Source organism: Stenotrophomonas sp. FW305-3-2-15-E-LB1 (genome assembly GCF_058787375.1).
Window position 1 is genome coordinate 71,555 of the sequence record NZ_JBYSZR010000017.1, and the last position, 20,599, is coordinate 92,153.

A 20,599-nucleotide genomic window follows, 5' to 3' on the forward strand; every position below is an offset into this window, starting at 1 on the left:
GGTTCGGCAGGGCTTGCAGCCCTGCACCTGCAGAGGCAAAAGCCGAAGCAAGATCAAAAGCGGCTCTGGTTTTCTGCTGGTTGGGCGGGGCGGTGTGGGCTTGCAGGACACGCCGTAAACCCATCCTTGGGGGCTCGTAGGCGCCATCCATGGCGCCTGCGGTCCTGCAAGCCCACACCGCCCCACCTTCGACAGGTTCACGCGGCTGTTGGTGGGTGTCGACCGTTGGTCGACACATCTGTCAGATATCGAATGAATTCATCCGTGCCGACCAACGGTCGGCACCCACCAAAGCAGAACGCCGTTCCGACAGATCGCAGGAAACTGTCGAAGGCGGGGTGGGTCCGGTTGAGGGGGTGTGAGCGGCATGGATGCCGCGACCAAGCCCCCATGGGTGAGGGCGCTTTGCTTGCGAAGCACTGCTTCGCAAGCGCCCGAACGCACAGCCGCCAGCGGCTGGGCCGGACCCCGGAGGGGGGTTTACGGCGTCCCCCTCAACCGGACCCGCCCCGCCATCCCACGGAATGCAGGCTTTTGAAGTTGACGTTGATCTGAGGCGGGTGCAGGGCTGCAAGCCCTGCAGACACCCCCTACCTGAACAGGGGTTTTTGCGTGGAGTCTTGAAGATCGTTTAGACTTGCAGGGTCTGCAGCGGCCGTCCGTTTCCCTCCGGGATCGCCGGCGACCTGGGTCCGCCCTCTTCGCCCGCCCCCACTCCGACGCCGTTCGTCACGCATTCCAGCCTGCGCTCCGTGCCGGCTGCACCCAATTCTCGCAGCGCGGTTCACGGGAACGCTCCGAGTCAGCCGATCAGTTTGATCTGCCCCCGTCTGTCCGTTCGGACAGGCGTTTCTTGTACCTGGAGCAATCTCAATGTCTTTTGAATCCCTGGGCCTCGCGCCTTTCCTGCTGCGCGCGCTCGCCGAGCAGGGCTACGAAAACCCGACCCCGATCCAGCAGCAGGCGATCCCGCTGGCACTGGCCGGTCGCGACCTGCTGGCCGGCGCACAGACCGGTACCGGCAAGACCGCCGCCTTCGGCCTGCCGCTGCTGCAGCACCTGGGCACCGCCTCGCAGGAAGTGCGCAGCGGCCCGCGCAAGCCGCGTGCGCTGATCCTGGCCCCGACCCGCGAACTGGCCACCCAGGTGCATGACAGCCTGCGCGGCTACAGCAAGTACCTGCGCATCCCCAGCGCCTGCATCTACGGCGGCGTCGGCATGGGCAACCAGCTGGACATCCTGCGCCGCGGCGTGGACCTGCTGGTCGCCTGCCCGGGTCGCCTGATCGATCACCTGGAGCGTCGCAGCGTCGACCTGTCGGGCATCGAAGTGCTGATCCTGGACGAAGCCGACCGCATGCTCGACATGGGCTTCCTGCCGTCGATCAAGCGCATCCTCGCCAAGCTGCCGAAGCAGAACCGCCAGACCCTGCTGTTCTCGGCCACCTTCGAGGACAACATCCGCCAGCTGGCGCTGGAGTTCATGCGCAACCCGGAACAGATCCAGGTGACGCCGAAGAACACCGTGGCCGAGACCATCACCCACCGCGTCCACCCGGTCGATGGCAGCCGCAAGCGCGACCTACTGCTGCACCTGCTGGCGCAGGACAGCCGCGAGCAGACCCTGGTCTTCGCGCGTACCAAGCACGGCAGCGACAAGCTGGCCACGTTCCTGGAAAAGTCCGGCATCAAGACCGCGGCGATCCACGGCAACAAGAGCCAGGGCCAGCGCCTGCGTGCCCTGGGTGACTTCAAGGCCGGTCGCGTGACCGTGCTGGTGGCCACCGACATCGCCGCGCGTGGCATCGACATCAACGAACTGCCGAAGGTGATCAACTTCGATCTGCCGATGGTGGCCGAGGATTACGTGCACCGCATCGGCCGTACCGGCCGCAACGGTTCCACCGGCCAGGCGATTTCGCTGGTGGCACAGGATGAAGTGAAGCTGCTGCGCGCGATCACCCGCCTGCTGGGCCGCGACATGGACATCCGCGACGTGCCGGGCTTCGAACTGCAGACGCCGATCCGCTGGGGCAACAGTGCACCGGGCAAGGCCGAGCACGATACCGGCGAGCGCGCACCGCGCAAGAGCCATGCGCGTCGTCCGCACGGTGATGCGCCGCGCCACGCGCACGCAGGCCCGAAGAAGGCCGGTGGCGGCCGTCGCGAGGGCGGTGGCAATGGCCAGCAGCGCGCCGGTGCGGGCGCCGGCCAGGGCCAGCGTCGTGGCGGTGGCGGCAATGGTGGCGGCCGTGGCCGCAGCCAGGGCGGCAACGGCGGCGGTCGCGCCGGCTGATTGCCCACGCCTGCAATGCACGAAGGGACGCAGCGCAAGCTGCGTCCCTTTTTTGTTGGCGCAGGCCGCAGCGCGCTTGCTGAATGATTGGATACCGGCCGCGCCATCGGCGGCGCAGAACGTTCACGGCGTGTGAAATATGGATAGACTCGGCCAGCGACACGACGTCGCAGCCGGGGCGCGTCCCTGCATGTCCCGGTCTGGATCGCTGCATGACAAGGACCCGCATGATGCGCAAGATTTTCCTGGCCTCGAGGTTGCTGCTCGCCGCTCCGCTGACCGCCCTTGCCGACGACGGCATGAGCTACACCTACGTGGAAGGCGGCTGGAACCAGCTGCAGATGAACTCCAGCATCCTGAACGACCCGAAGGCCAATGGCGGCTACGTGCGAGGTTCCTTCGCCATTGCCGAACAGGTCAACGTGTTCGGTGGCTGGTCGCGCGTCAGCGACACCACCCATTACGCCTTCTCCAGCGTCAAGACCACGCTCGAGCAGCCCCACCTGGGCATCGGCTACCACATGCCGATGAGCGAGCGCGTGGACTTCACCGCCGACATCGCGTGGAACCGTCGCACGGGCAAGGGCGAAATCCATTCCGATGGCCTGACCTACTCCACCAAGACCTCCGTCAACACCGCCGTGGGCAATTTCGGCGTGCGTGGCAAGCCTTCGGCAAAGACCGAGGCGTGGCTCAAGGCCGGCTACATGGACGGCAGCGACCACTTCAAAGGCACCTGGACCGGCACCGTCGGTGGCCAGGTCAGCTTCAACCGCACCTGGGGCGTGGTTGCCGAAGGCCAGTTCTACGATGACTTCGCCGAGTACCGCGTCGGCGTCCGCGCCAGCTTCTGATTGAAGCCTGCGTTTTCCAGGCACCTGCACGACCCCGTACTGCGGTACGGGGTTGCGCGGCCCTGCACCCCTCGCACCCCATAAGGACTTGAACGATGCGCAAGATGCTCCTGGCAACCGGCCTGCTGCTTGCAACGCCACTGCTGGCCTCGGCCAGCGACGAGCTCAGCTACACGTACGTGGAAGGCGGCTGGAACCGGCTGCAGCTGGACGCCGGCAGCGCCGGTGATGTCACGGCCGATGGTGGCTACGTGCGGGGTTCGTTCGCGGTCGCGCCGCAGTTCCACGTGATCGTCGGCGCATCGCGGGTCAGCGGAAGCGAGCACGCGGGCGCTGCGCGGATGAAGACCACGCTCGACGTTCCGTACCTGGGCGTGGGATACCACGCGCCGATCAGCGACGGCCTGGACTTCACCAGCGAGTTCGCCTGGAACCACCGCTCGGCGAAATCGGACTACCGCCTCGATGACGCGCGGTTCCGCGAGACTTCCCGGTTCAACGAGGTGCTGGGCATGGTGGGTGTGCGCAACCGGTTCACCGAGACGCTCGAAGGCTGGCTGAAAGGCGGTTACGCCAACGGCGGCGATGGTCAGGACGCGCGCTGGTATGGCGTGGTGGGCGGGCAGGTGAGCTTCACCGACACCTGGGGCGTTGTACTGGAAGGCCAGTTCGACAAGGACGTATCCGAGTACAGGGTGGGCGTGCGCGCCAGCTTCTAACGGTTGTTCCCGCTGCGCGGGGGTTACCGAGGGACGGCGCTGAGGCGCCGTCTTTTTTTTTGGGGCTACCTGGGTGGTTCTGGAGCCTGCGGTGGGTTGTGCGTGGGGCGGATCGGGCCGGGGGGAGCGCGAAACACGCCGTGAACCCATCCATGGGGGCTCGTAGGCGCCATCCATGGCGCCTGCGGTTTCGCGCTCCCCCCGCCCCGATCCGCTTCAGACATTTCCAGCGCCTTCTTTTCCCGCGGGGTAGCCGGAAGAAGAAAGATCAAATTCAAATTCAAATTCAAGAGCAAAAGCCGGAGCCGCTGCTTTTGCTTTTGCCCTTGCTCCCGCCTTGGGTTTGATGCGTCCGCGCCCGCAGGAAACTGTCTGGGGAGGACGGATGGGTTGCGCAGGACCGCAGGCGCCATGGATGGCGCCTACGAGCCTACACGGACGTACTTGCGGCGTGTCCTGCGCGGCCCATCCGTCCTCCCTCCCCCAGCATCAACAAGGCGCCAATCGCCTCAACCCCGCGCCTTCGCCGGATTCACCAGATTCCCGAAGAAAATCGCGTTGATCAGCAGGCGATCCGTGCCATGCCAGTACTTGCGATGCGCCGGGTCATCGGCAAACAACACCACGTTGCCCTGCCCCTGCGCCGACACCAGCAGCCATGCGCTGCCCGCCACCCGCGCCCGGTTGCGCTCGGACAGGTAACCATTCACCCGCGGCGTCGCATCGATACGCACCACGGTCGAGAACGGGTTCGCGCTCGGCTGCAGCGTCACCGTGTTTTCCTTGTTGATCGCCAGCTGCCGGCGCGGCACGCCGAAGGCCAGCGGATGGCTGGTATCGACGTCGGCGCTGAGGATGTTGCCACTCACCCGCTCGATCGCGGCGATGTCACGCTGGTCACCGAATGCGCGACGGTCTGCGTCGCCCGCCTCCTCGTCCTTGCCCAGCGTCTCGCCATCGGCCAGCTTCTGCTCCACCGCCCACTTCGATGCGCTGCCGTAGGTCACCAGCGAGCCCCCCGCCTGTACCCAGCGCTTCAGCGCGGCCACGGCGGTGGCGTCGATGCCGGTGTAGGTGCCACCGGACAGCACGATCGTGGTGTAGCGGTCCAGCGGAACCTTGCCCAGCTGCTGCGGGTCCAGCTTGCTGGCTGGCAGGTGCAGTTGCTGGTCCAGCAGGAACCAGGCCGATCCAATCTCGGTGGCAGCCACGCCCTCGCCCATCACCAGCGCCACGGCCGGCTTGCGCAGTGCCTTGACGCCATCGCTGCCGAGGTCGATGCCTTCACTGCTGCGGCCGCTGGACAGGGCATGCACCTGCACACCGGCATCGCGCGCGGCGGCGCTCACCGCTTCGAGCAGGGCTGCACCCTGCAGCGGCTGGCCGGCCACCGGAATGATCAGGGTGCCCGCGGCAAAGTCGACCTGGCCCTGCGCGGTGGCACTGCTGAACGGCTTGAATGCCGCGCGTGCGCTCAGCCCCTTGGCCTGCAGCGCGGCCAGCGCGTGGCCGGCATTGTAGTCGCGCCAGTCGATGGCATAGGCGAAGCCCGCCTGGCCGCCGTTCACCGCGCCCTGCAGCGGCGGCAGCGCGGTTACGCGGGCGCCGCCAGCGATGCGGCTGCGGCTGCCAGCGAACGCCACGCCGTAGGCCGGTGCAATGGCATAGCTGGTGCTGCCGTAGAACACGTCGCCCTTGATGGACGGGGTCTCGGCGAAGATCGAATGGACCAGGCGGAACTGCGCCTGCTGCACCGGCACCACGTATGCGCTGCCGGCGTCGAAGCGCTGGCCGTCGACCGTCACCGTGCGATCCAGTGCATGCACGTCGATGCGATGCAGCAGCAACAACTCCAGCAGGCGGCGGGTCAGTGCCGGGTCATGCGCATCGCCGAACACGAAGCTCTTCACCGGCTGCTGCGCGGCCTGCTTCAGGGCACTCTGGAAGAAGCTCTTCTGCAGATCGAACAGGCCACTGCGCTCGGTCACCGCACCACGCACGGTGCCCAGGCCGGTGGCCACCTGGTTGCGGATGGTGAACGGGAAGGTCAGCAGGCCGTTCACCGATTCCTGCACGCGGCCACGCGAACTGGCCTGCTCGACGGTGACGCCGACCGCACCGTGGAAGTCCGGATAGGTCGAGCCGTACACCGGCGAGAAGTTGTCGAAGTTTTCGCCGGTGTAGTACAGCGAGCCCAACGCATCCAGCGACTGTGCGTGGTACTTGGCCAGGGTCTTGTTGAACTCGTAGGACGCCGCCGGAATCAGCGGGCTGTGCATGCTCTTCGGCGAGGGCTCGAAGTAGTACGTGCTGTCCTTGCCCATCTCGTGGAAATCGATCTGCACGTTCGGGTACCACTGGTGGAACACTTCGATCTTGGGCCGCGAGTCCTGCTGGGTCAGCGCCAGCCAGTCGCGGTTGAGATCGGTGAAGTAGTGGTTGGTGCGCCCCTGCGGGAACGGCTCGACGTGTTCCTTGTCGGCCGGGTCGGCCGACGCCGGGTCGGACGCCCAGGCGTTGTGCCAGTTCGCCGCGCGGTCGCGGCCATCGGGATTCTGCGCCGGGTCGAACAGCACCACCGACTGCTGCAGCCACTGCTGGGTTTCGGCACTGCGGTTGGCCACCAGGTAGTAGGCGGTCAGCATCGCCGCTTCACCGCTGGAGGTTTCGTTGCCGTGCACGCTGTAGCCCAGCCAGACCACCACCGGGCTGTCGCCGGCCGCGCTGCGCGGCTGCGCCGGGTCGACCAGGGTGGCGTGCTGCTGGCGGATCTGTTCGATGCGCGCCTGGTTGTCGGCGGCGGTGACGGTGGCGATCAGCAGCGGACGGCCTTCGTAGCTGCGGCCGATCTGCTGCACGCGGATCTTGTCCGAGTGCTTGGCAAGTTCCTGGAAGTAGGCCACCAGCTGGTCATGCCGGGTGTAGCGGCTGCCGATCGGATAGCCGAGGAACTGCTCGGGGGTGGGAATGGCGGCATCGAACGCAGCAGCGTCGGTGGCCTGCGGGAAGAAGTACGCACTCTGGGCCTGCGCCGGCAGCGGCGAGGACAAGGCGGTGGCGGCGGCAAGCAGCAGTGGCAGAACGGCACGGCGGTGGAAGGACACGGTGACTCCCCAGGAAACAGGACAGCGGCAACGCAGCCGGCCACACGGGGTGGCCGGCTGCGGCGATGGCATCAGAAGCGGTAATCGAAGCCGAGGGTGAAGTAGCGGCCGCGCAGGTCGTACTGGCTGAAGTCGTACGGCGCGCGGATGCCAGGGAACGAGGCGTCGTACGGCGGCGTCTTGTCAGCCAGGTTCTGCACCTTCGCGTAGACGGTCAGCTTTTCGATACCGGCGTAGGCCAGGTACAGGTCGAACTGGTTGTACGCATCGACGCGGTCCTGCACGGCCGCGGCGGCGGTGCTGGCCTTCTGGTCGTAGCCGCTGGTGTAGTACCAGGTGATGGCGGTGGTGAAATCGCGGTAGGTCCAGTCCAGCGTGGTGGTCGCCTTGTTCTTCGGCAGCGTTGCGCCGAGGTTGCTGCCGGCGTAATCCACCAGCGGGCCACCCACCACGGTGGGGCGGCGGTAGTCGCGCACGTGGGTGTAGGCCGAGGACAGGGTGAAGTCGCCCAGCGCGGCAGTCGGAATGCGCTGGCGCAGCTCGACGTCGATGCCCGAAGTCTTCAGCTCGCTCAGGTTCTGGTAGCGGTTGAACACGGCCTGCAGCTTGCCGCGCTCGTCGCGCTGCACGGCACCGGCCACGTTGTCGTTGACCAGGGTCTGGGTGTTGTTGGTGCCGACCAGGTTGTCCAGCTGGATGCGGTAGTAGTCGACGCTGAGGTTGGTGTTGGCCCAGGGCGAGAGCACCACACCGAAGTTCACGCTCTTGGTGCGCTCAGGCTTCAGCTCGCTGTTGCCCACGGTGAAGAAGGTCGGGTTCTGCCGCGAGCCCGGCACGTCCGGATCACGCGGGTCGACCACGCTGCCATAGGCGATGCTGGTGCTGTTGGAGTTCTCCGACAACGACGGCGCGCGGAAGCCCTTCGACGCCGAAGCACGCACCAGCAGGAAATCCAGCGGCTGCCAGCGCAGGCCGAGCTTGGGCGAGAACGCGTCGCCGAAGTCGTCGTAGTGGTCGGCACGCGCGGCGGCGGACAGTTCCAGGCCCGAGGCCAGCGGCACGTTCACTTCGGCATAGGCGGCGCTGACCTTGCGCTCGCCGTGTACTTCGGCGATGGCCGGGCGCACCTGCAGGCCGGCGTCGATCTGCCAGGGATTGTTGGAATCGAGCTTCTCGCGGCGCCACTCGGCACCGGCGGCGAAGCCGATGTCGCCGGCCCAGGTGCGGCCCAGGGTGCCGGAGATCTTCGCGTCCACGCCCTGCAGCACCGATTCGGCCGGGCGCAGGGTGGAGATGTTGATGGCATCGATCACCGACTGCGGGGTGGCCGACGGGTTGAGCAGGTTGTAGCTGCCGCTGGCCAGCGCATCGGCCAGCGCCCAGCGGTTGGCGAAGCCGCCGGACACCGTTTCGCGCTCGCTGCTGCGTGCGCCGAACACGGCCACTTCCCAATCCCAGGCGGCGGTGCTGCCGCGCAGGCCGACCACGCCGCGATAGGCCGTGGAGCGGTTGGTCTTGATGGTGCCGCCGAGGTCGAAGAAGGTGTATTCGATCGGCACGGCGCGGCCGTACGGGTTGTACGGGCTGCTGGCCGGCAGGTTGGACGACACCGGTTCGGCCAGGCCGGTTTCGGCGTTCAGGGCAAAGCGGCCGCTTTCCAGGGTGAAGAACGGGCTGCTGCCGAACCACGCGGCGCTCTTGATCTGGCTATAGAGCACTTCGCCGAAGGCCTCGACGTTCTCGCCGAGGCGGAAGGTGCCGTTGGCGTAGGCCTGGTAGCGCTTGGTCGACGGAATGAGGGTGGTGTACGGGGCTTGGTTGAACCCGCAGGTATCACCGGCCAGGCCGTCGATGGGCGCGCTGGCGACGCGGGTGGTGCCGGTGGGGCAGTTGCCGTCGGCATCCAGCATCGGCACCGAGACGCCGTTGACGAGGTAGCGCGCGCCCTTGGCCGACCAGCCGTTCCAGCGGCCGCCGGGCTTGTCGCTGTAGATGCCGCTCCTGGTCAGGTTGCGCTCGTCCTGGTCCAGGCGTTCGCGGTTGTAGCCCTGCAGGCTGAAGAGGATGTTGTAGCCATCGCTGTCCAGGTCACCGAGGCCGCCGACGAACTTCAGGTTCTGCTCGTGCAGGCCGCCCTGGTCGGCGCCGCCGAAGCTGCCGCCGATCTCGGCGCCTTCGAAGTTCTGCCGGGTGATGATGTTGACCACGCCGGCCACCGCATCGGAGCCATACACGGCCGAGGCGCCGTCCTTGAGCACTTCGATGCGCTCGACCGCCACCAGCGGCAGCGCGTTGAGATCGACGAAGGTGTCGGACAGGCCGCCGGCCGGGAAGCCGTAGTTGGCCAGGCGGCGGCCGTTGAGCAGCACCAGCGTGTTCTTCTGCGAGAGCCCGCGCAGGCCGATGCCGGCCGAGCCGGACGCCCAGCCGTTGTTGGTGGTTTCGTTGCTGGCGTTGCCGGTGTTGGCCGAGATGGAACGCAGCACGTCGGCGACGGTGGCCTTGCCGGTCTGTTCCAGCTGCTGGCGGCCGATCACCTGCACCGGGTTGGACGCTTCGGTGTCGGTGCGCTTGATGTTGGAACCGGTGACGCGCACGGCGGCCAGGGTGCTGGCTTCGCCACTGGCGTCGGCGGTGGTTTCGGCGGCGGCAGACAAAGGCGCGGCCAGAGCGACGGCCAGGGCCGCCACGAGCAGGGTGTGCTGGGGCATGACGATGTGGGGGGTGGTAGTGGACGACGGAAGTTCCGCAGTAATCCATGCCAGGTCGGGCGCGACCAATAACATCTCTTCATACGGATATAAGAGAAGCTATCATCTCTTCATCCGGATGGAAAGAATTCTTTTACGGAAACTCAACATCCGGGACGATCGCGACGACGGGGCCGGCGTACAATCGCGCCATGGAAATCTTCAAAGTCTTCATGCTCGAGGCGGCCCACCGCCTGCCCAACGTGCCGCCGGGCCACAAATGCGCGCGCCTGCACGGCCATTCGTTCCGGGTGGAATTGAAGGTGGAAGGCGAGCCGGGTGCACAGACCGGCTGGATCATGGATTTCGGCGACGTCAAAGCCGCCTTCCAGCCGATCTACGACCGCCTGGACCACCACTACCTCAACGACATCCCCGGCCTGGAAAACCCGACCAGCGAGAACCTGGCGGTGTGGATCTGGAACGAGCTGAAGCCGGTGCTGCCCGCGCTGAGCGAGATCACCGTGCATGAAACCTGCACCTCCGGCTGCCGTTACCGCGGCCCGGCCGCCTGATCAAGCCATTGATCCATAAGGCTTTATGAAGGCGCTTCGAGCGCCTTCATGATTTTTGTTGCATTGCGGCATGATCGGCGTATGCTGCATTGCATCAACCGCTTTCGATGCCGCCATGGCCAACGCCTTCGCCGATCGTTTCAGTGATGCCACCCGCCAGCTGGCGGCTGCGGCAACGCGTGCGAACCGACTGGCGCTGGAAAATGCCGAGAGCATGTTCGGCGTGCAGCTGAAAGCGATGGAACGCAACCTGACCGCGACCGGCGGCTGGCTGGGCGAACTGGCCCGCAGCGAAGATCCGGCCGGGTTGCTGCCCAAGGGCGCACAGCTGTGGCAGGACAACCTGCAGCGGCTGGGCCAGGCCCAGCAGGACGTGGTCGATCTGGGCCTGCAGGCCGGTCGCGCCTGGTCCGACCTGGTGCAGGGCCAGGCACATACAACGGCGGACGCCACCGGCAACAGCCACTGACGTCCCGCCCACGCTCATTGCATGGGTCCCTCCCCCCATGCAATCCGGACCCGGCAGATCCCTCCCTCTGCCGGGTCTTTTTTTGCCTGGGATCTAGTGAAGCGCATCCACGCATGGCGTGGATCTACCGGTCAGGTGCGATCTGGTGAAGCGCATCCACGCATGGCGTGGATCTACCGGGCATGGCCGGGCGACGCCCCAGAGACCGGTAGCGCCGGGCCATGCCCGGCGAGCGCAGCGGCGCGCTCAGGGCGCCGCGTGGTCGGCGCGCGGCAGGGCGAACACGAACAGCGCCCCCGCCTCGCTCGGCCGCAGTTCGATGCGGCGCCCGTGCAGCTGCACGATGCGCTGCACGATCAGCAGCCCCAGCCCACCGTTCTCGCCACGTCGCGCCCCCAGCGCCGCCGGCGCCTGGAACAGCTGCGCGCGCAGCGCCGGGGCCACGCCCGGGCCGTCGTCGGCCACGCTCACTTCCACGCTGCCCTCAATGGCGCGCAGCTGCACGCGCACCTCACCGCCCTCGGGCGCATGCCGCAGCGCGTTGTCGAGCAGGTTGGTCAGCACCCGCTCGACCAGGCCGAGATCGGCGCGCACCAGCGGCAGGCCCGGCGGGAAATCCGCGTGCAGGTGCTGGCCGCGCGCCTGCGCCGCCAGCTCGAACTTCTGCAGCACGTCCTGCAGCAGCTCCGGCAGCGCGAACACCTCCCATTCCAGGCGTACCTCGCCGTGCTCCAGCCGCGCCAGTTCGAACAGCGCGCGGGCCAGGCGGCCCACTTTCGCGCTCTGCGCCAGGGCGATGCCGAGGTAGCGGCGGCGCTCGTCCGGTGACAACGTGGCTTCCTTCAGCGCCAGCGTTTCCAGGTAGCCATGCAGCGACGACAGCGGCGTGCGCAGGTCATGGGAGATGTTGGCCACCAGTTCGCGGCGCTGCAGGTCCTGCTGGCGCAGCTGCTGCCATTGTTCACCCAGCCGTTGCGCCATCTGCGCGTGGGCATGCTCGAGGATCTTCAGTTCATCGCGCTCGCCGCTGCGCAGCGGCACCGGCGCCGGCAACGGCGTGGGTGCATCGATGTCGAAGGCCTGGATGCGCCGGGTCAGCCGGCGCAGCGGCCGGGTGACCCAGTAGAAGGCCACCAGCCCGGCCAGCAGGCCCAGCCCGCCCACCAGCAGCACCGACCACAGGGTGGTGTTCCACTGGTTGCTGGCGGCCAGATCGTCGGCGAGCATCTGCCGGTGCTCGCCCACCAGCACCACGTACACGTAGCCGGCCTGGCGGCCCTGCACCACCAGCGGGGCCACGCTGAACACCTTGCGGCCGCCGGTGCTGCGCGGGTCATCGCCGAGGATCGGCAGTGGCGCACCGGCCAGCAGGTGGCGCAGCGGCACCAGGTCGACACGGTCGCGCAGCAGGTGGCCGCTGGGCGCATCGTGGCCGAGGATGCGGCCCTGGTCGTCCAGCAGGTAGACCTCCACGCTGGGATTGACCGCCATCAACTGGCCGAACAGCGCGCGCACCGCGGTATCGCGCATGCCGCTGGTGTCCATCAGCTCGCTGCGCTGGGCGATGTGTTCGGCCAGGCCCAGCGACAGCCGCTGCACCACTTCCTGTTCGTGGCGGGTACTGGCACGCATCTGCAGGGCCAGCAGGGCCATGCAGCACATCAGCATCAGCGCAGCGATCACCGCTGCCAGCTTCTGCCACAGGTTGGGCGTGATCATGCCGCCGCCCCGGCCGGATCGACCAGCTTGTAGCCGCGACCCCACACCGTCAGCAGCCGGCGCGGGTTGGCCGGGTCGCCTTCGATCTTGCTGCGCAGGCGGTTGATGTGGGTGTTCACCGTGTGCTCGTAGCCATCGTGCTGGTAGCCCCAGACCTGGTTGAGCAGTTCCATCCGTGCGAACACCTGGTCGCGGTGGCGGGCGAAGAACAGCAGCAGGTCGAACTCACGCGGGGTCAGCTCCAGCGCGCTGCCATCGACCGAGGCGGTGCGCGCCACCGGGTCCAGCTGCAGGCCACCCACTTCCACGGCACCGGCATCGATGCGCGCGTTCTGCGCCATGGCTTCGGCACGGCGCAGCAGCGCACGCACGCGGGCCACCAGTTCGGGCATCGAGAAGGGCTTGGCCAGGTAATCGTCCGCGCCCAGTTCCAGGCCGACGATGCGCTGGGTTTCACTGCCGCGTGCGCTGATGATGATGATCGGCACGTAGCGCGCCATCGCCCGGGCACGCTGGCAGATCTGCAGTCCATCCACGCCGGGCAGCATCACGTCCAGCACCAGCGCGTCCCACGGGCCGTCCTGTTCCAGCAGGCGCAGGCCGGCATCGCCGGTGGCGGCGTGGGCGACGTCGTAGCCCTCGTCGGCCAGGTGCATGCGCAGCAGGTCAGCGATGTGGGCATCGTCTTCAACGATCAGGACGCGTTTTGCGGACATCGGCAACTCGGGGCCAGTGGGGAGGCTGCCCGCATTGTGGCGCGGCTTGGCCACCGATACCTCACGAAAAATTGAATCCTGCGTGAGGATTCGTTGACCCGGGCAGGCGCAGCATGGCCCCGTCGCCCCTTCCCGGAGTCCGCCATGCCCCTCACCCGCCGCCACCTGCTGGGCCTGGGTGGTCTTGCCACCGCCGCTGGCGTGCTCGGCCTGGGCGCGTGCAGCCGCCCCGCCACGGCCGCCGCCGAGAACCGCCCGGCACGACAGTTCCCGCTGATGCGCAGCGACGCCGAATGGCGCCGGCTGTTGACCCCGGCGCAGTACGCGGTGCTGCGCCAGCAGGCCACCGAACGCGCCGGCAGCAGCCCGCTGAATCGGGAACACCGCCAGGGCACGTTCACCTGCGCCGGCTGCCAGCAGCCGCTGTTCTCCTCGTCCACCAAGTTTGAAAGCGGCACCGGCTGGCCCAGCTTCTGGGCACCGCTTCACGGCGCCGTCGGCGAGGACCGCGACACCACCTTCGGCATGTTGCGGGTGGAAGCGCACTGCAGCCGCTGCGGCGGCCACCTCGGCCACGTCTTCAACGATGGCCCGCGCCCGACCGGCCTGCGCTACTGCATGAACGGTGCCGCCCTGCTGTTCCAGCCCGGTGCGGCCCGGCAGGACAGCGACGGTGGCTGGCGCGTGCCGCTCGGTTCTTCCCCTGTTTCTGGAGCCTGATGATGCTGCTGTTGCTGCTGGCCTACCTGGGCGGCGTACTGACCCTGCTCAGCCCCTGCATCCTGCCGGTGCTGCCCTTCGTGTTCGCACGCGCCAACCGGCCGTTCCTGCGCAGCACGCTGCCGCTGCTGCTGGGCATGGCGCTGACCTTCGCCGTGGTCGCCAGCCTGGCCGCCGTGGGCAGCCAATGGGTGGCCCAGGCCAACCAGATCGGCCGCTGGGTGGCCCTGGTGCTGATGGCGGTGTTCGCTCTGGCACTGCTCTGGCCGCGCCTGGCCGACCACCTGCTGGCGCCGTTCCAGCGCGTGGGTGCGCGGCTGAGCGCGCGCGCCGATGCCGCCGATGATGCCGGCCGTGGCGGGGCGTGGACCTCGCTGCTGATCGGCATCGCCACCGGCCTGCTGTGGGCACCGTGCGCCGGGCCGATCCTGGGCCTGGTGCTGACCGGTGCGGCACTGCACGGCGCCAGCGTGGGCACCAGTGGGCTGCTGCTGGCCTACGCGCTGGGCGCGGCGACGGCGCTCGCGCTGGCGGTGTGGATCGGTGGCCGCGTGTTCAATGCCCTGCAGGCGCGGCTCGGCCTGGGCGACGTGCTGCGCAAGGTGTTGGGCGTGGCCGCGCTGCTGGCGGTGGTGGCCATCGGCCTGGGCTGGGATACCGGCCTGCTGACCCGCCTGTCCTCGGTCAGCACCGCACGCATCGAGCAGGGCCTGCTCGATGCCGTGCCGGGTGCCCAGCCGGCCGCGCCGCCGATGATGATGATGGCCGGTGCCAACGCCGCCAATGCACCGCTGCCGGTGGAAGGCACCCTGCCCGCCCTGGACGGCGCCACCGGCTGGCTCAACAGCCCGCCGCTGCAGGCCGGACAGCTGCGCGGCAAGGTCGTGCTGATCGACTTCTGGACCTATTCCTGCATCAACTGCCTGCGCGCGATGCCCTTCGTGCACGAATGGGAGCGCCGCTACCGCGACCATGGCCTGGTGGTGGTGGGCGTGCACACGCCGGAATTCGCCTTCGAACGCGACCCGCGCAACGTGATGAAGGCGGTGCAGCAGCTGAAGGTCGAGTACCCGGTGGCGCTGGACAACCAGTATTCGATCTGGCGCGCGTTCAACAACCAGTACTGGCCGGCGCAGTACTTCGTTGATGCGCAGGGCAACATCCGCGCCCACCAGTTCGGTGAAGGCAACTACGCGCATTCGGAACAGGTGATCCGCCGCCTGCTGGCCGAAGCCGGCCAGACCGACCTGCCGCCACCGGCCGACCCGGCCGCCGCCGACCTGCAGGGCGTGGCCACGCAGGCCGACATGGGCAACCTGCGCTCGCCGGAAACCTACCTGGGCCATGCACGCGCCGAGCACTTCGCCTCGCCCGGCGGGCAGCGCACCGATGCGGCCTTCGACTACACGTTGCCGGCCAGCCTCGCGCTGAACCAGTGGGGCCTGTCCGGGCACTGGACCATCACCAACGAAGCCGCGCAGCTGCAGCAGAGCGGCGGCCGCATCGCCTTCCAGTTCCACGCCCGCGACCTGCACCTGGTGCTTGCGCCGAAGCAGGACGGCACGCCCGTGCGCTTCCGCGTCTGGCTGGATGGCAAGCCCCTGCCCGCCGCCGATGCCGGCAGTGATGTGGGCGCCGATGGCCGTGGCGTGGTCAACGAGAACCGTCTGTACCAGCTGGTGCGCCAGCGCGGCACGGTCGGCCCGCACCGCTTCGAGATCGAGTTCCTCGATGCGGGCGTGCAGGCCTATGCCTTCACCTTTGGTTGAGAGCAGGAGGGCACGATGAAATTCTCCTTTGAACAGGGCATTGCGGCGGGTGTTGCCGGGCTGGTCGCCACGGCGCTGGTGGCTGGCGTGCTGCTGGTGGATCACGGTGCGATGGCTGCGCCGGCCACGGCCAGCGCGCCGGTGCAGGCGCTGCCGGCACCGGCCGGCGACGCCGCCTTCAGCGATGACGCCACCCACGCCAGCGTGGTGTTTGCCGGTGGCTGCTTCTGGGGCGTGCAGGGTGTGTTCCAGCACGTCAAAGGCGTGAGCAATGCCGTGGCGGGCTATGCGGGCGGCAGTGCCGCCGATGCACGCTATGAGCGGGTCAGCAGCGGCCGCACCGGCCACGCCGAAGCGGTGAAGGTCGACTACGATCCGCGCCAGATCAGCTATGGCCAGCTGCTGCAGGTGTTCTTCTCGGTGGCGCACGACCCCACCCAGCTGAACTACCAGGGCCCCGACCACGGCAGCCAGTACCGCTCGGCGATCTTCAGCGATGATGCGCGGCAGCTGGCCGCCAGCCGCGCCTACATCAGCCAGCTGGGCCAGGCTGGCAGCTACCGCGGCCCGATCGTCACCCAGGTGGCCAGCGGCCAGCGCTTCTACCCGGCCGAGAGCTACCACCAGAACTACATGGCCAACTACCCGCAGGCGGCCTACATCCGCTATTACGACGCACCGAAGCTGGCCGCGCTGGGCAGGCAGTTCCCCGCGCTGTACCGGCGCCAGGCCTCGCTGGTGCCGATGCGCTGACGCACCCGGTAGTGCCGGCCGCTGGCCGGCATCCTCGCGATCGCGATGACACGGTTGCCGGCCAGCGGCCGGCACTACCTCTACAAAAAAAAGACGCACGGCCCTGCGGCCGTGCGTTTGAAATGGATCGGCCAGGCCCCGATCAGGCCCCACCGACAGCACCATGCTAGGCTCGGCGGCATCATGGGTACAGCTCCAGATGCAGGCCAGTCCAATGGATACAGATCCACGCGCCACCCCGGCCCCACCGCGCTACCAGCGCCTGTCCGATGAACTGGCCGAAGCGATCCACGGCGGCCGCCTGCCGGTGGGCAGCCGCCTGCCCTCGCTGCGGCAGATGGCGGCGCAGCGCCAGCTGAGCCTGAACACCGTCATCGCCGCCTATCGGCAGCTGGAAGATGCAGGGCTGGTGGTGCCACGGCCGAAGGCCGGCTTCGAGGTGGCGCCACGCCTGTCGGTGCCGCAGCGATCACTGCGCGATGCCCCCTCGGCGCCCACCGCACCGCTGCAGCAGGCGCTGATGGCCCGCGTGCTCGAGGCACAGCGCCGCGCTGGGGTGATCGACCTGGCATTCGCCGGGCCGCGCGGGCGCCAGTTCTACCCTGGTGCGCAGCTGGCCCGGCACACCGCGCAGGTGCTGCGCCACGGCCAGCAGACGGTGGAAACCTATGCGCGCCCGAACGGCTCGCCGCGCCTGCTGGCGCAGATCGTGCGGCGTGGCCCGCGGCTGGGCCTGCACACCCACGCCGACCGCCTGCTGCTGACCCACGGCGCGATGGAAGCGCTGCAGCTGGCCCTGCGTGCCGTGACCGAGCCGGGCGCGGCGGTGGGCATCGAAGCCCCCTCCTACTTCAACCTGTACCCGTTGCTGGCCAACCTCGGCCTGCAGGCCATCGAGCTGCCCACCCACCCGCAGCACGGGTTGGACGTGGATGCGCTGGAAGCGCTGCTGGAGCACACGCCGCTGGCCGCGCTGGTGGTGATGCCCACGGTGCACAACCCGCTGGGCTGCACCATGCCGACAGCGGCCAAGCAGCGCCTGGCCGAACTGGTCAACGCGCACCAGCTGCCGCTGATCGAGGATGCGGTGTATGCCGAACTGCAGTTCTGCGAACCGCCGGCACCGCTGCTGAAGGCGTTCGATCGCGATGGCTGGGTGATGGTGGTGGGGGGCTTCTCCAAGACGCTGGCACCGGATTACCGCATCGGCTGGCTCGATGGTGGTCGCTTCGCCGAGCGCATCGCCCTGCTGAAGTTCCAGTCCACCGGCGGTGAACCGCAGCTGCTGGGTGATGCAGTGGCCGCCTATCTGGAAGCGGGCAGCTACGAGCACCACCTGCACCGCATGCGCCGGCTGTACCGCGAACAGGTGGGTCGCCTGCGGCAGCTGGTGGCCGAGCACTTCCCCGCCAGCACCCGCGCCACCGAACCGCAGGGGGGCTTCCTGCTGTGGCTGGAGCTGCCTGGCGTGGACACGCGTGAACTGTTCGAGCGTGCGCTGGCCGAGGACATCGTGTTCATGCCCGGCCAGGTGTACTCGCGTGGCGCGCGCTACCGGCATTGCCTGCGGCTGTCGTGCTGCCAGGCGCTGGATGCGCGCTTCATCAGCGCGGTGGAGCGGCTGGGCGCGATCGCGCGGGAGCTGGCAGCACGGTAGTGCCGGCCGCTGGCCGGCAATCGCGGTGCCGTTCGTATCGGATTGCCGGGTAGCGTCGACCGTTGGTCGACTGCTCCTGATCAGACCCCGCGCTGCGCGCGATAGTCGACTGACAGTCGACTCTACCGCTGCTCCGCTCCCAGGTGTGCGCCCAGGGTTCGGCCATCCGCGCCCGGCAGGTACGGCAGGCGGCCCCAGCACGGCATCGGCAGGCGCTGCTGGAGGGTGGCGATGTTTTCATCCTGGCGCTGCATGGCCGGATCGATGTGGTTGCCGATCCAGCCCAGGCACTCCACGCCGCTGGCCTGCAGCGACTGCGCGGTCAGCCGTGCATGGTTCACGCAGCCCAGGCGCATGCCCACCACCAGCAGCACCGGCAGGCGCAGCGCGCGCACCAGGTCGAGCTGGTCCAGCGTGGCCGACACCGGCGCCAGCCAGCCGCCCACGCCTTCCACCACCACCACGTCGGCCTGCGCACGCAGGCGCTCGAAGGCGGCCACGATCGGCGCCAGCTGCACCTCCACGCCGTCCTCGGCCGCGGCCAGTTCAGGTGCCAGCGGCTGCCGCAGCGCATAGGGGTTCAGATCGGCGTAGTCCGGCACCGGCCAGCTGGCCGCCTGCAGGGCCAGCGCGTCCTCGTTGCGCAGGCCGTGGCCCAGGTCCTGGCTGCCGCTGGCGACCGGCTTCATGCCCACCGCGCGCAGTCCGCGCCGGCGCAGTGCATGCAGCAGCGCGGTGCTGCTGGCGGTCTTGCCGATCTCGGTATCGGTGCCGGTGACGAACACCGCCGGCGGCATCAGGGTGGGCAGGGGCATCGATGGCTCCAGGCATGCAACAGAGCGTGCATTATCGCTGGTCCCGTACGCTTGCTAGACTGCAGGCATGTTCGCCAACGCCTCGCTCACCGGCAGCAAGCCGGAACAATACGCCCAGCTGCTGGAACAGGCCCGAGGCCTGGTCTACGGCGAGTCCGACCGCATCGCCAACGCGGCCAACCTCTCCGCACTGGTCTACCACTCCCTTCCCGACCTGAACTGGGTGGGTTTCTACCTGTACGACGGCAAGGAGCTGGTGGTCGGCCCGTTCCAGGGCCTGCCGGCCTGCGTGCGCATCCCGCTGGACAAGGGCGTGTGCGGTGCCGCTGCCAGCCAGCGCGTCACCCAGCGCGTGGAAGACGTCGATGCCTTCCCGGGCCACATCGCCTGTGATTCGGCCTCGCGCTCTGAACTGGTGGTGCCGCTGCTGCGCGGTGATGAGCTGATCGGCGTGTTCGACATCGACAGCCCGAAGGTGGGCCGCTTCGATGCCGAGGACCAGGCCGGGCTGGAAGCCATCGCCCGCGTGTTCGTCGAGGCCCTGGGATGAGCGCACCCAAGCTGCGCAACATCGGCCCGAAGAGTGCGGCGTGGCTGCGCCAGGTCGGCCTGCGCAGCCGCGAGGACCTGGCTGCGCTCGGCGCGGTCGGGGCCTTCGTCAAGGTCAAGCGCGCCGGCTTCAAGCCCAGCTTGAACCTGCTTTATTCGCTGGAAGGCGCGCTGCTGGACTGCCACTGGCAGGAACTGGGCGAAGCACAGCGCGAAGCGCTGGTGCAGGACTACGAGGCACGCATCGCCGCGCACCCGTTGAAGGCGGCCGGCCCGGCGTCGGGCCCGGTGCATGAGCAGCGCTTCGACAACGAGGATGACGGCGAAGAGCGCTTTGCCGAGAGCGCGGACGAGGATTAGAGCGTCCGCATTGCTGGGAATGCCGGCCAGCGGCCGGCACTACCACGGTGGTGCGGCTTACGGCTGCTGCAGTTCCAGCAGCTCGCCCACCAGGCCCACTTCACCGCGTTCCAGCCACACCCGCAGGCGCGTGCCGTGGTCGATGCGCAGCGCCCAGCACAGTGACAGCGGCAACCCGCAGACCTGTGACAGCACCATGCGCAGCGGGCCGCCATGGCTGACCACCACGGTGGGCAGCGGATCCTCATCGTCCAGCAGGCGATCCAGCGCGCGCGCAATGCGCCGTTCGAAGTGGCCCCAGCTTTCGCCATTGGGCGGCGGGCAGGCATGCGGATCGGCGTGGAAGGCCGCCAGCGCATCCTCCGGCAGGTCGAACAGCGATTGTCCGTCCCAATCGCCGAAATCCAGTTCTTCCCATTCCTCGTCCGCGTCCACGTCCAGCCCGCGCGGGGTGGCCAGGGCCATCGCCGTATGCAGCGAGCGCAGGCGCGGCGAGCTGATCACCCGCTGCCAGTCGTGCCCGGCATAGGCGTCGACCAGTTCCTGCGGCAGGCGGGCCAGCTGCGGCGGATCGCTGCGGCCATCGAGGAACTCGTCGCGGCCGTTGCCGGCATGGCGGACCAGGTCGAGGATCATGCGTGCGTCCTGTGCAGGCAACGCGGGAACAGCGGAAAACAGCGGGACATCGGCAACGGCACCACGGGAGCGAGGGGATATTCTACGGGCACAGCCAAGGCAGTCGAGCGGAAGCGGCCAAGGCAGTCGAGCAAGCTTGTATGTTCCTCCCGGCTCCCACGAGGTATGTAGGAGCCAGGGTGGAGGGACCGTCAAGCAA

General features: G+C 68.3%; 17 protein-coding genes. 11 read left to right on the top strand and 6 right to left on the bottom strand.

The features are described 5' to 3' along the window. Window positions 1-873 precede the first annotated feature (873 nt). The 3 genes from AC3WL7_RS13415 (at window position 874) to AC3WL7_RS13425 (ending at window position 3,868) form a co-directional block, all read left to right on the top strand. Window positions 874-2,295 (top strand): DEAD/DEAH box helicase, encoded by a 1,422-nt coding sequence (locus AC3WL7_RS13415; RefSeq protein WP_079220520.1) that lies wholly within the window; start codon window positions 874-876, stop codon window positions 2,293-2,295. A gap of 230 nt (window positions 2,296-2,525) precedes the next feature. Then, on the top strand, window positions 2,526-3,149 hold the full coding sequence (locus AC3WL7_RS13420; protein ID WP_492750760.1) for a hypothetical protein: 624 nt from the start codon (window positions 2,526-2,528) through the stop codon (window positions 3,147-3,149). A gap of 95 nt (window positions 3,150-3,244) precedes the next feature. Further along, the gene (locus AC3WL7_RS13425; RefSeq protein WP_492750762.1) at window positions 3,245-3,868 is read left to right on the top strand and encodes a hypothetical protein; all 624 of its coding nucleotides are present in this window, start codon (window positions 3,245-3,247) and stop codon (window positions 3,866-3,868) included. 509 nt (window positions 3,869-4,377) lie between these two features. Here the strand turns inward: AC3WL7_RS13425 and AC3WL7_RS13430 are convergent. Both AC3WL7_RS13430 and AC3WL7_RS13435 read right to left on the bottom strand, forming a co-directional pair. Beyond that, window positions 4,378-6,972 (bottom strand): M14 family zinc carboxypeptidase, encoded by a 2,595-nt coding sequence (locus AC3WL7_RS13430; protein ID WP_492750764.1) that lies wholly within the window; start codon window positions 6,970-6,972, stop codon window positions 4,378-4,380. A gap of 71 nt (window positions 6,973-7,043) precedes the next feature. Then, window positions 7,044-9,683 carry a TonB-dependent receptor gene (locus tag AC3WL7_RS13435; RefSeq protein WP_492750766.1) on the bottom strand — a complete coding sequence of 880 codons (2,640 nt, stop codon included), beginning with the start codon at window positions 9,681-9,683 and terminating at the stop codon, window positions 7,044-7,046. A 191-nt stretch (window positions 9,684-9,874) separates the two neighbouring features. Between AC3WL7_RS13435 and queD the strand changes: the two genes are divergently transcribed. Continuing rightward, window positions 9,875-10,237 carry a 6-carboxytetrahydropterin synthase QueD gene (gene queD / locus AC3WL7_RS13440; RefSeq protein ID WP_100554652.1) on the top strand — a complete coding sequence of 121 codons (363 nt, stop codon included), beginning with the start codon at window positions 9,875-9,877 and terminating at the stop codon, window positions 10,235-10,237. A 115-nt stretch (window positions 10,238-10,352) separates the two neighbouring features. Further along, window positions 10,353-10,706: a phasin family protein gene (locus tag AC3WL7_RS13445; RefSeq protein ID WP_108747756.1), complete on the top strand. Its 354-nt coding sequence runs from the start codon at window positions 10,353-10,355 to the stop codon at window positions 10,704-10,706. Between the two features lie 246 nt (window positions 10,707-10,952). On the opposite strand, the gene AC3WL7_RS13450 is transcribed toward AC3WL7_RS13445, so the two are convergent. Next, entirely contained in the window at window positions 10,953-12,425 is a 1,473-nt protein-coding gene (locus AC3WL7_RS13450) for a sensor histidine kinase (protein WP_492750771.1), read from the bottom strand. Then, on the bottom strand, window positions 12,422-13,141 hold the full coding sequence (locus AC3WL7_RS13455) for a response regulator transcription factor (RefSeq protein ID WP_079220514.1): 720 nt from the start codon (window positions 13,139-13,141) through the stop codon (window positions 12,422-12,424). The genes AC3WL7_RS13450 and AC3WL7_RS13455 overlap by 4 nt, the downstream gene beginning before the upstream one ends. Window positions 13,142-13,285: 144 nt before the next feature. Here AC3WL7_RS13455 and msrB point away from each other — a divergent pair, with 144 nt between their 5' ends. From msrB to AC3WL7_RS13475, 4 genes are all read left to right on the top strand, one after another. Then, entirely contained in the window at window positions 13,286-13,861 is a 576-nt protein-coding gene (gene msrB, locus AC3WL7_RS13460; protein ID WP_492750773.1) for a peptide-methionine (R)-S-oxide reductase MsrB, read from the top strand. A 2-nt stretch (window positions 13,862-13,863) separates the two neighbouring features. Then, window positions 13,864-15,630 carry a cytochrome c biogenesis protein DipZ gene (locus tag AC3WL7_RS13465; RefSeq protein WP_492750775.1) on the top strand — a complete coding sequence of 589 codons (1,767 nt, stop codon included), beginning with the start codon at window positions 13,864-13,866 and terminating at the stop codon, window positions 15,628-15,630. Between the two features lie 15 nt (window positions 15,631-15,645). Continuing rightward, window positions 15,646-16,383 carry a peptide-methionine (S)-S-oxide reductase MsrA gene (gene msrA / locus AC3WL7_RS13470; RefSeq protein ID WP_492750777.1) on the top strand — a complete coding sequence of 246 codons (738 nt, stop codon included), beginning with the start codon at window positions 15,646-15,648 and terminating at the stop codon, window positions 16,381-16,383. A gap of 214 nt (window positions 16,384-16,597) precedes the next feature. Then, the gene (locus AC3WL7_RS13475; RefSeq protein WP_492750780.1) at window positions 16,598-18,040 is read left to right on the top strand and encodes an aminotransferase-like domain-containing protein; all 1,443 of its coding nucleotides are present in this window, start codon (window positions 16,598-16,600) and stop codon (window positions 18,038-18,040) included. 122 nt (window positions 18,041-18,162) lie between these two features. On the opposite strand, the gene bioD is transcribed toward AC3WL7_RS13475, so the two are convergent. Continuing rightward, on the bottom strand, window positions 18,163-18,855 hold the full coding sequence (bioD, locus tag AC3WL7_RS13480; protein WP_492750782.1) for a dethiobiotin synthase: 693 nt from the start codon (window positions 18,853-18,855) through the stop codon (window positions 18,163-18,165). Between the two features lie 67 nt (window positions 18,856-18,922). Between bioD and AC3WL7_RS13485 the strand changes: the two genes are divergently transcribed. Together AC3WL7_RS13485 and AC3WL7_RS13490 are read left to right on the top strand one after the other, a co-directional pair. After that, the gene (locus AC3WL7_RS13485; RefSeq protein ID WP_079220508.1) at window positions 18,923-19,405 is read left to right on the top strand and encodes a GAF domain-containing protein; all 483 of its coding nucleotides are present in this window, start codon (window positions 18,923-18,925) and stop codon (window positions 19,403-19,405) included. Beyond that, complete coding sequence (locus tag AC3WL7_RS13490) at window positions 19,402-19,764, top strand: TfoX/Sxy family protein (RefSeq protein WP_079220507.1); 363 nt, start codon at window positions 19,402-19,404, stop codon at window positions 19,762-19,764. The genes AC3WL7_RS13485 and AC3WL7_RS13490 overlap by 4 nt, the downstream gene beginning before the upstream one ends. Before the next feature lie 57 nt (window positions 19,765-19,821). On the opposite strand, the gene AC3WL7_RS13495 is transcribed toward AC3WL7_RS13490, so the two are convergent. Beyond that, complete coding sequence (locus AC3WL7_RS13495) at window positions 19,822-20,400, bottom strand: histidine phosphatase family protein (protein ID WP_312738219.1); 579 nt, start codon at window positions 20,398-20,400, stop codon at window positions 19,822-19,824. Window positions 20,401-20,599: the final 199 nt, after the last annotated feature.

What these genes read in the sequence shown, in the direction of transcription:
- AC3WL7_RS13415 (WP_079220520.1), top strand. Translation starts at nt 874, where the DNA reads ATGTCTTTTGAATCCCTGGGCCTCGCGCCTTTCCTGCTGCGCGCGCTC.
- AC3WL7_RS13420 (WP_492750760.1), top strand. Translation starts at nt 2,526, where the DNA reads ATGCGCAAGATTTTCCTGGCCTCGAGGTTGCTGCTCGCCGCTCCGCTG.
- AC3WL7_RS13425 (WP_492750762.1), top strand. Translation starts at nt 3,245, where the DNA reads ATGCGCAAGATGCTCCTGGCAACCGGCCTGCTGCTTGCAACGCCACTG.
- AC3WL7_RS13435 (WP_492750766.1), bottom strand. Translation starts at nt 9,683, where the DNA reads ATGCCCCAGCACACCCTGCTCGTGGCGGCCCTGGCCGTCGCTCTGGCC.
- queD (WP_100554652.1), top strand. Translation starts at nt 9,875, where the DNA reads ATGGAAATCTTCAAAGTCTTCATGCTCGAGGCGGCCCACCGCCTGCCC.
- AC3WL7_RS13445 (WP_108747756.1), top strand. Translation starts at nt 10,353, where the DNA reads ATGGCCAACGCCTTCGCCGATCGTTTCAGTGATGCCACCCGCCAGCTG.
- AC3WL7_RS13450 (WP_492750771.1), bottom strand. Translation starts at nt 12,425, where the DNA reads ATGATCACGCCCAACCTGTGGCAGAAGCTGGCAGCGGTGATCGCTGCG.
- AC3WL7_RS13455 (WP_079220514.1), bottom strand. Translation starts at nt 13,141, where the DNA reads ATGTCCGCAAAACGCGTCCTGATCGTTGAAGACGATGCCCACATCGCT.
- msrB (WP_492750773.1), top strand. Translation starts at nt 13,286, where the DNA reads ATGCCCCTCACCCGCCGCCACCTGCTGGGCCTGGGTGGTCTTGCCACC.
- AC3WL7_RS13465 (WP_492750775.1), top strand. Translation starts at nt 13,864, where the DNA reads ATGCTGCTGTTGCTGCTGGCCTACCTGGGCGGCGTACTGACCCTGCTC.
- msrA (WP_492750777.1), top strand. Translation starts at nt 15,646, where the DNA reads ATGAAATTCTCCTTTGAACAGGGCATTGCGGCGGGTGTTGCCGGGCTG.
- AC3WL7_RS13475 (WP_492750780.1), top strand. Translation starts at nt 16,598, where the DNA reads ATGGATACAGATCCACGCGCCACCCCGGCCCCACCGCGCTACCAGCGC.
- bioD (WP_492750782.1), bottom strand. Translation starts at nt 18,855, where the DNA reads ATGCCCCTGCCCACCCTGATGCCGCCGGCGGTGTTCGTCACCGGCACC.
- AC3WL7_RS13485 (WP_079220508.1), top strand. Translation starts at nt 18,923, where the DNA reads ATGTTCGCCAACGCCTCGCTCACCGGCAGCAAGCCGGAACAATACGCC.
- AC3WL7_RS13490 (WP_079220507.1), top strand. Translation starts at nt 19,402, where the DNA reads ATGAGCGCACCCAAGCTGCGCAACATCGGCCCGAAGAGTGCGGCGTGG.
- AC3WL7_RS13495 (WP_312738219.1), bottom strand. Translation starts at nt 20,400, where the DNA reads ATGATCCTCGACCTGGTCCGCCATGCCGGCAACGGCCGCGACGAGTTC.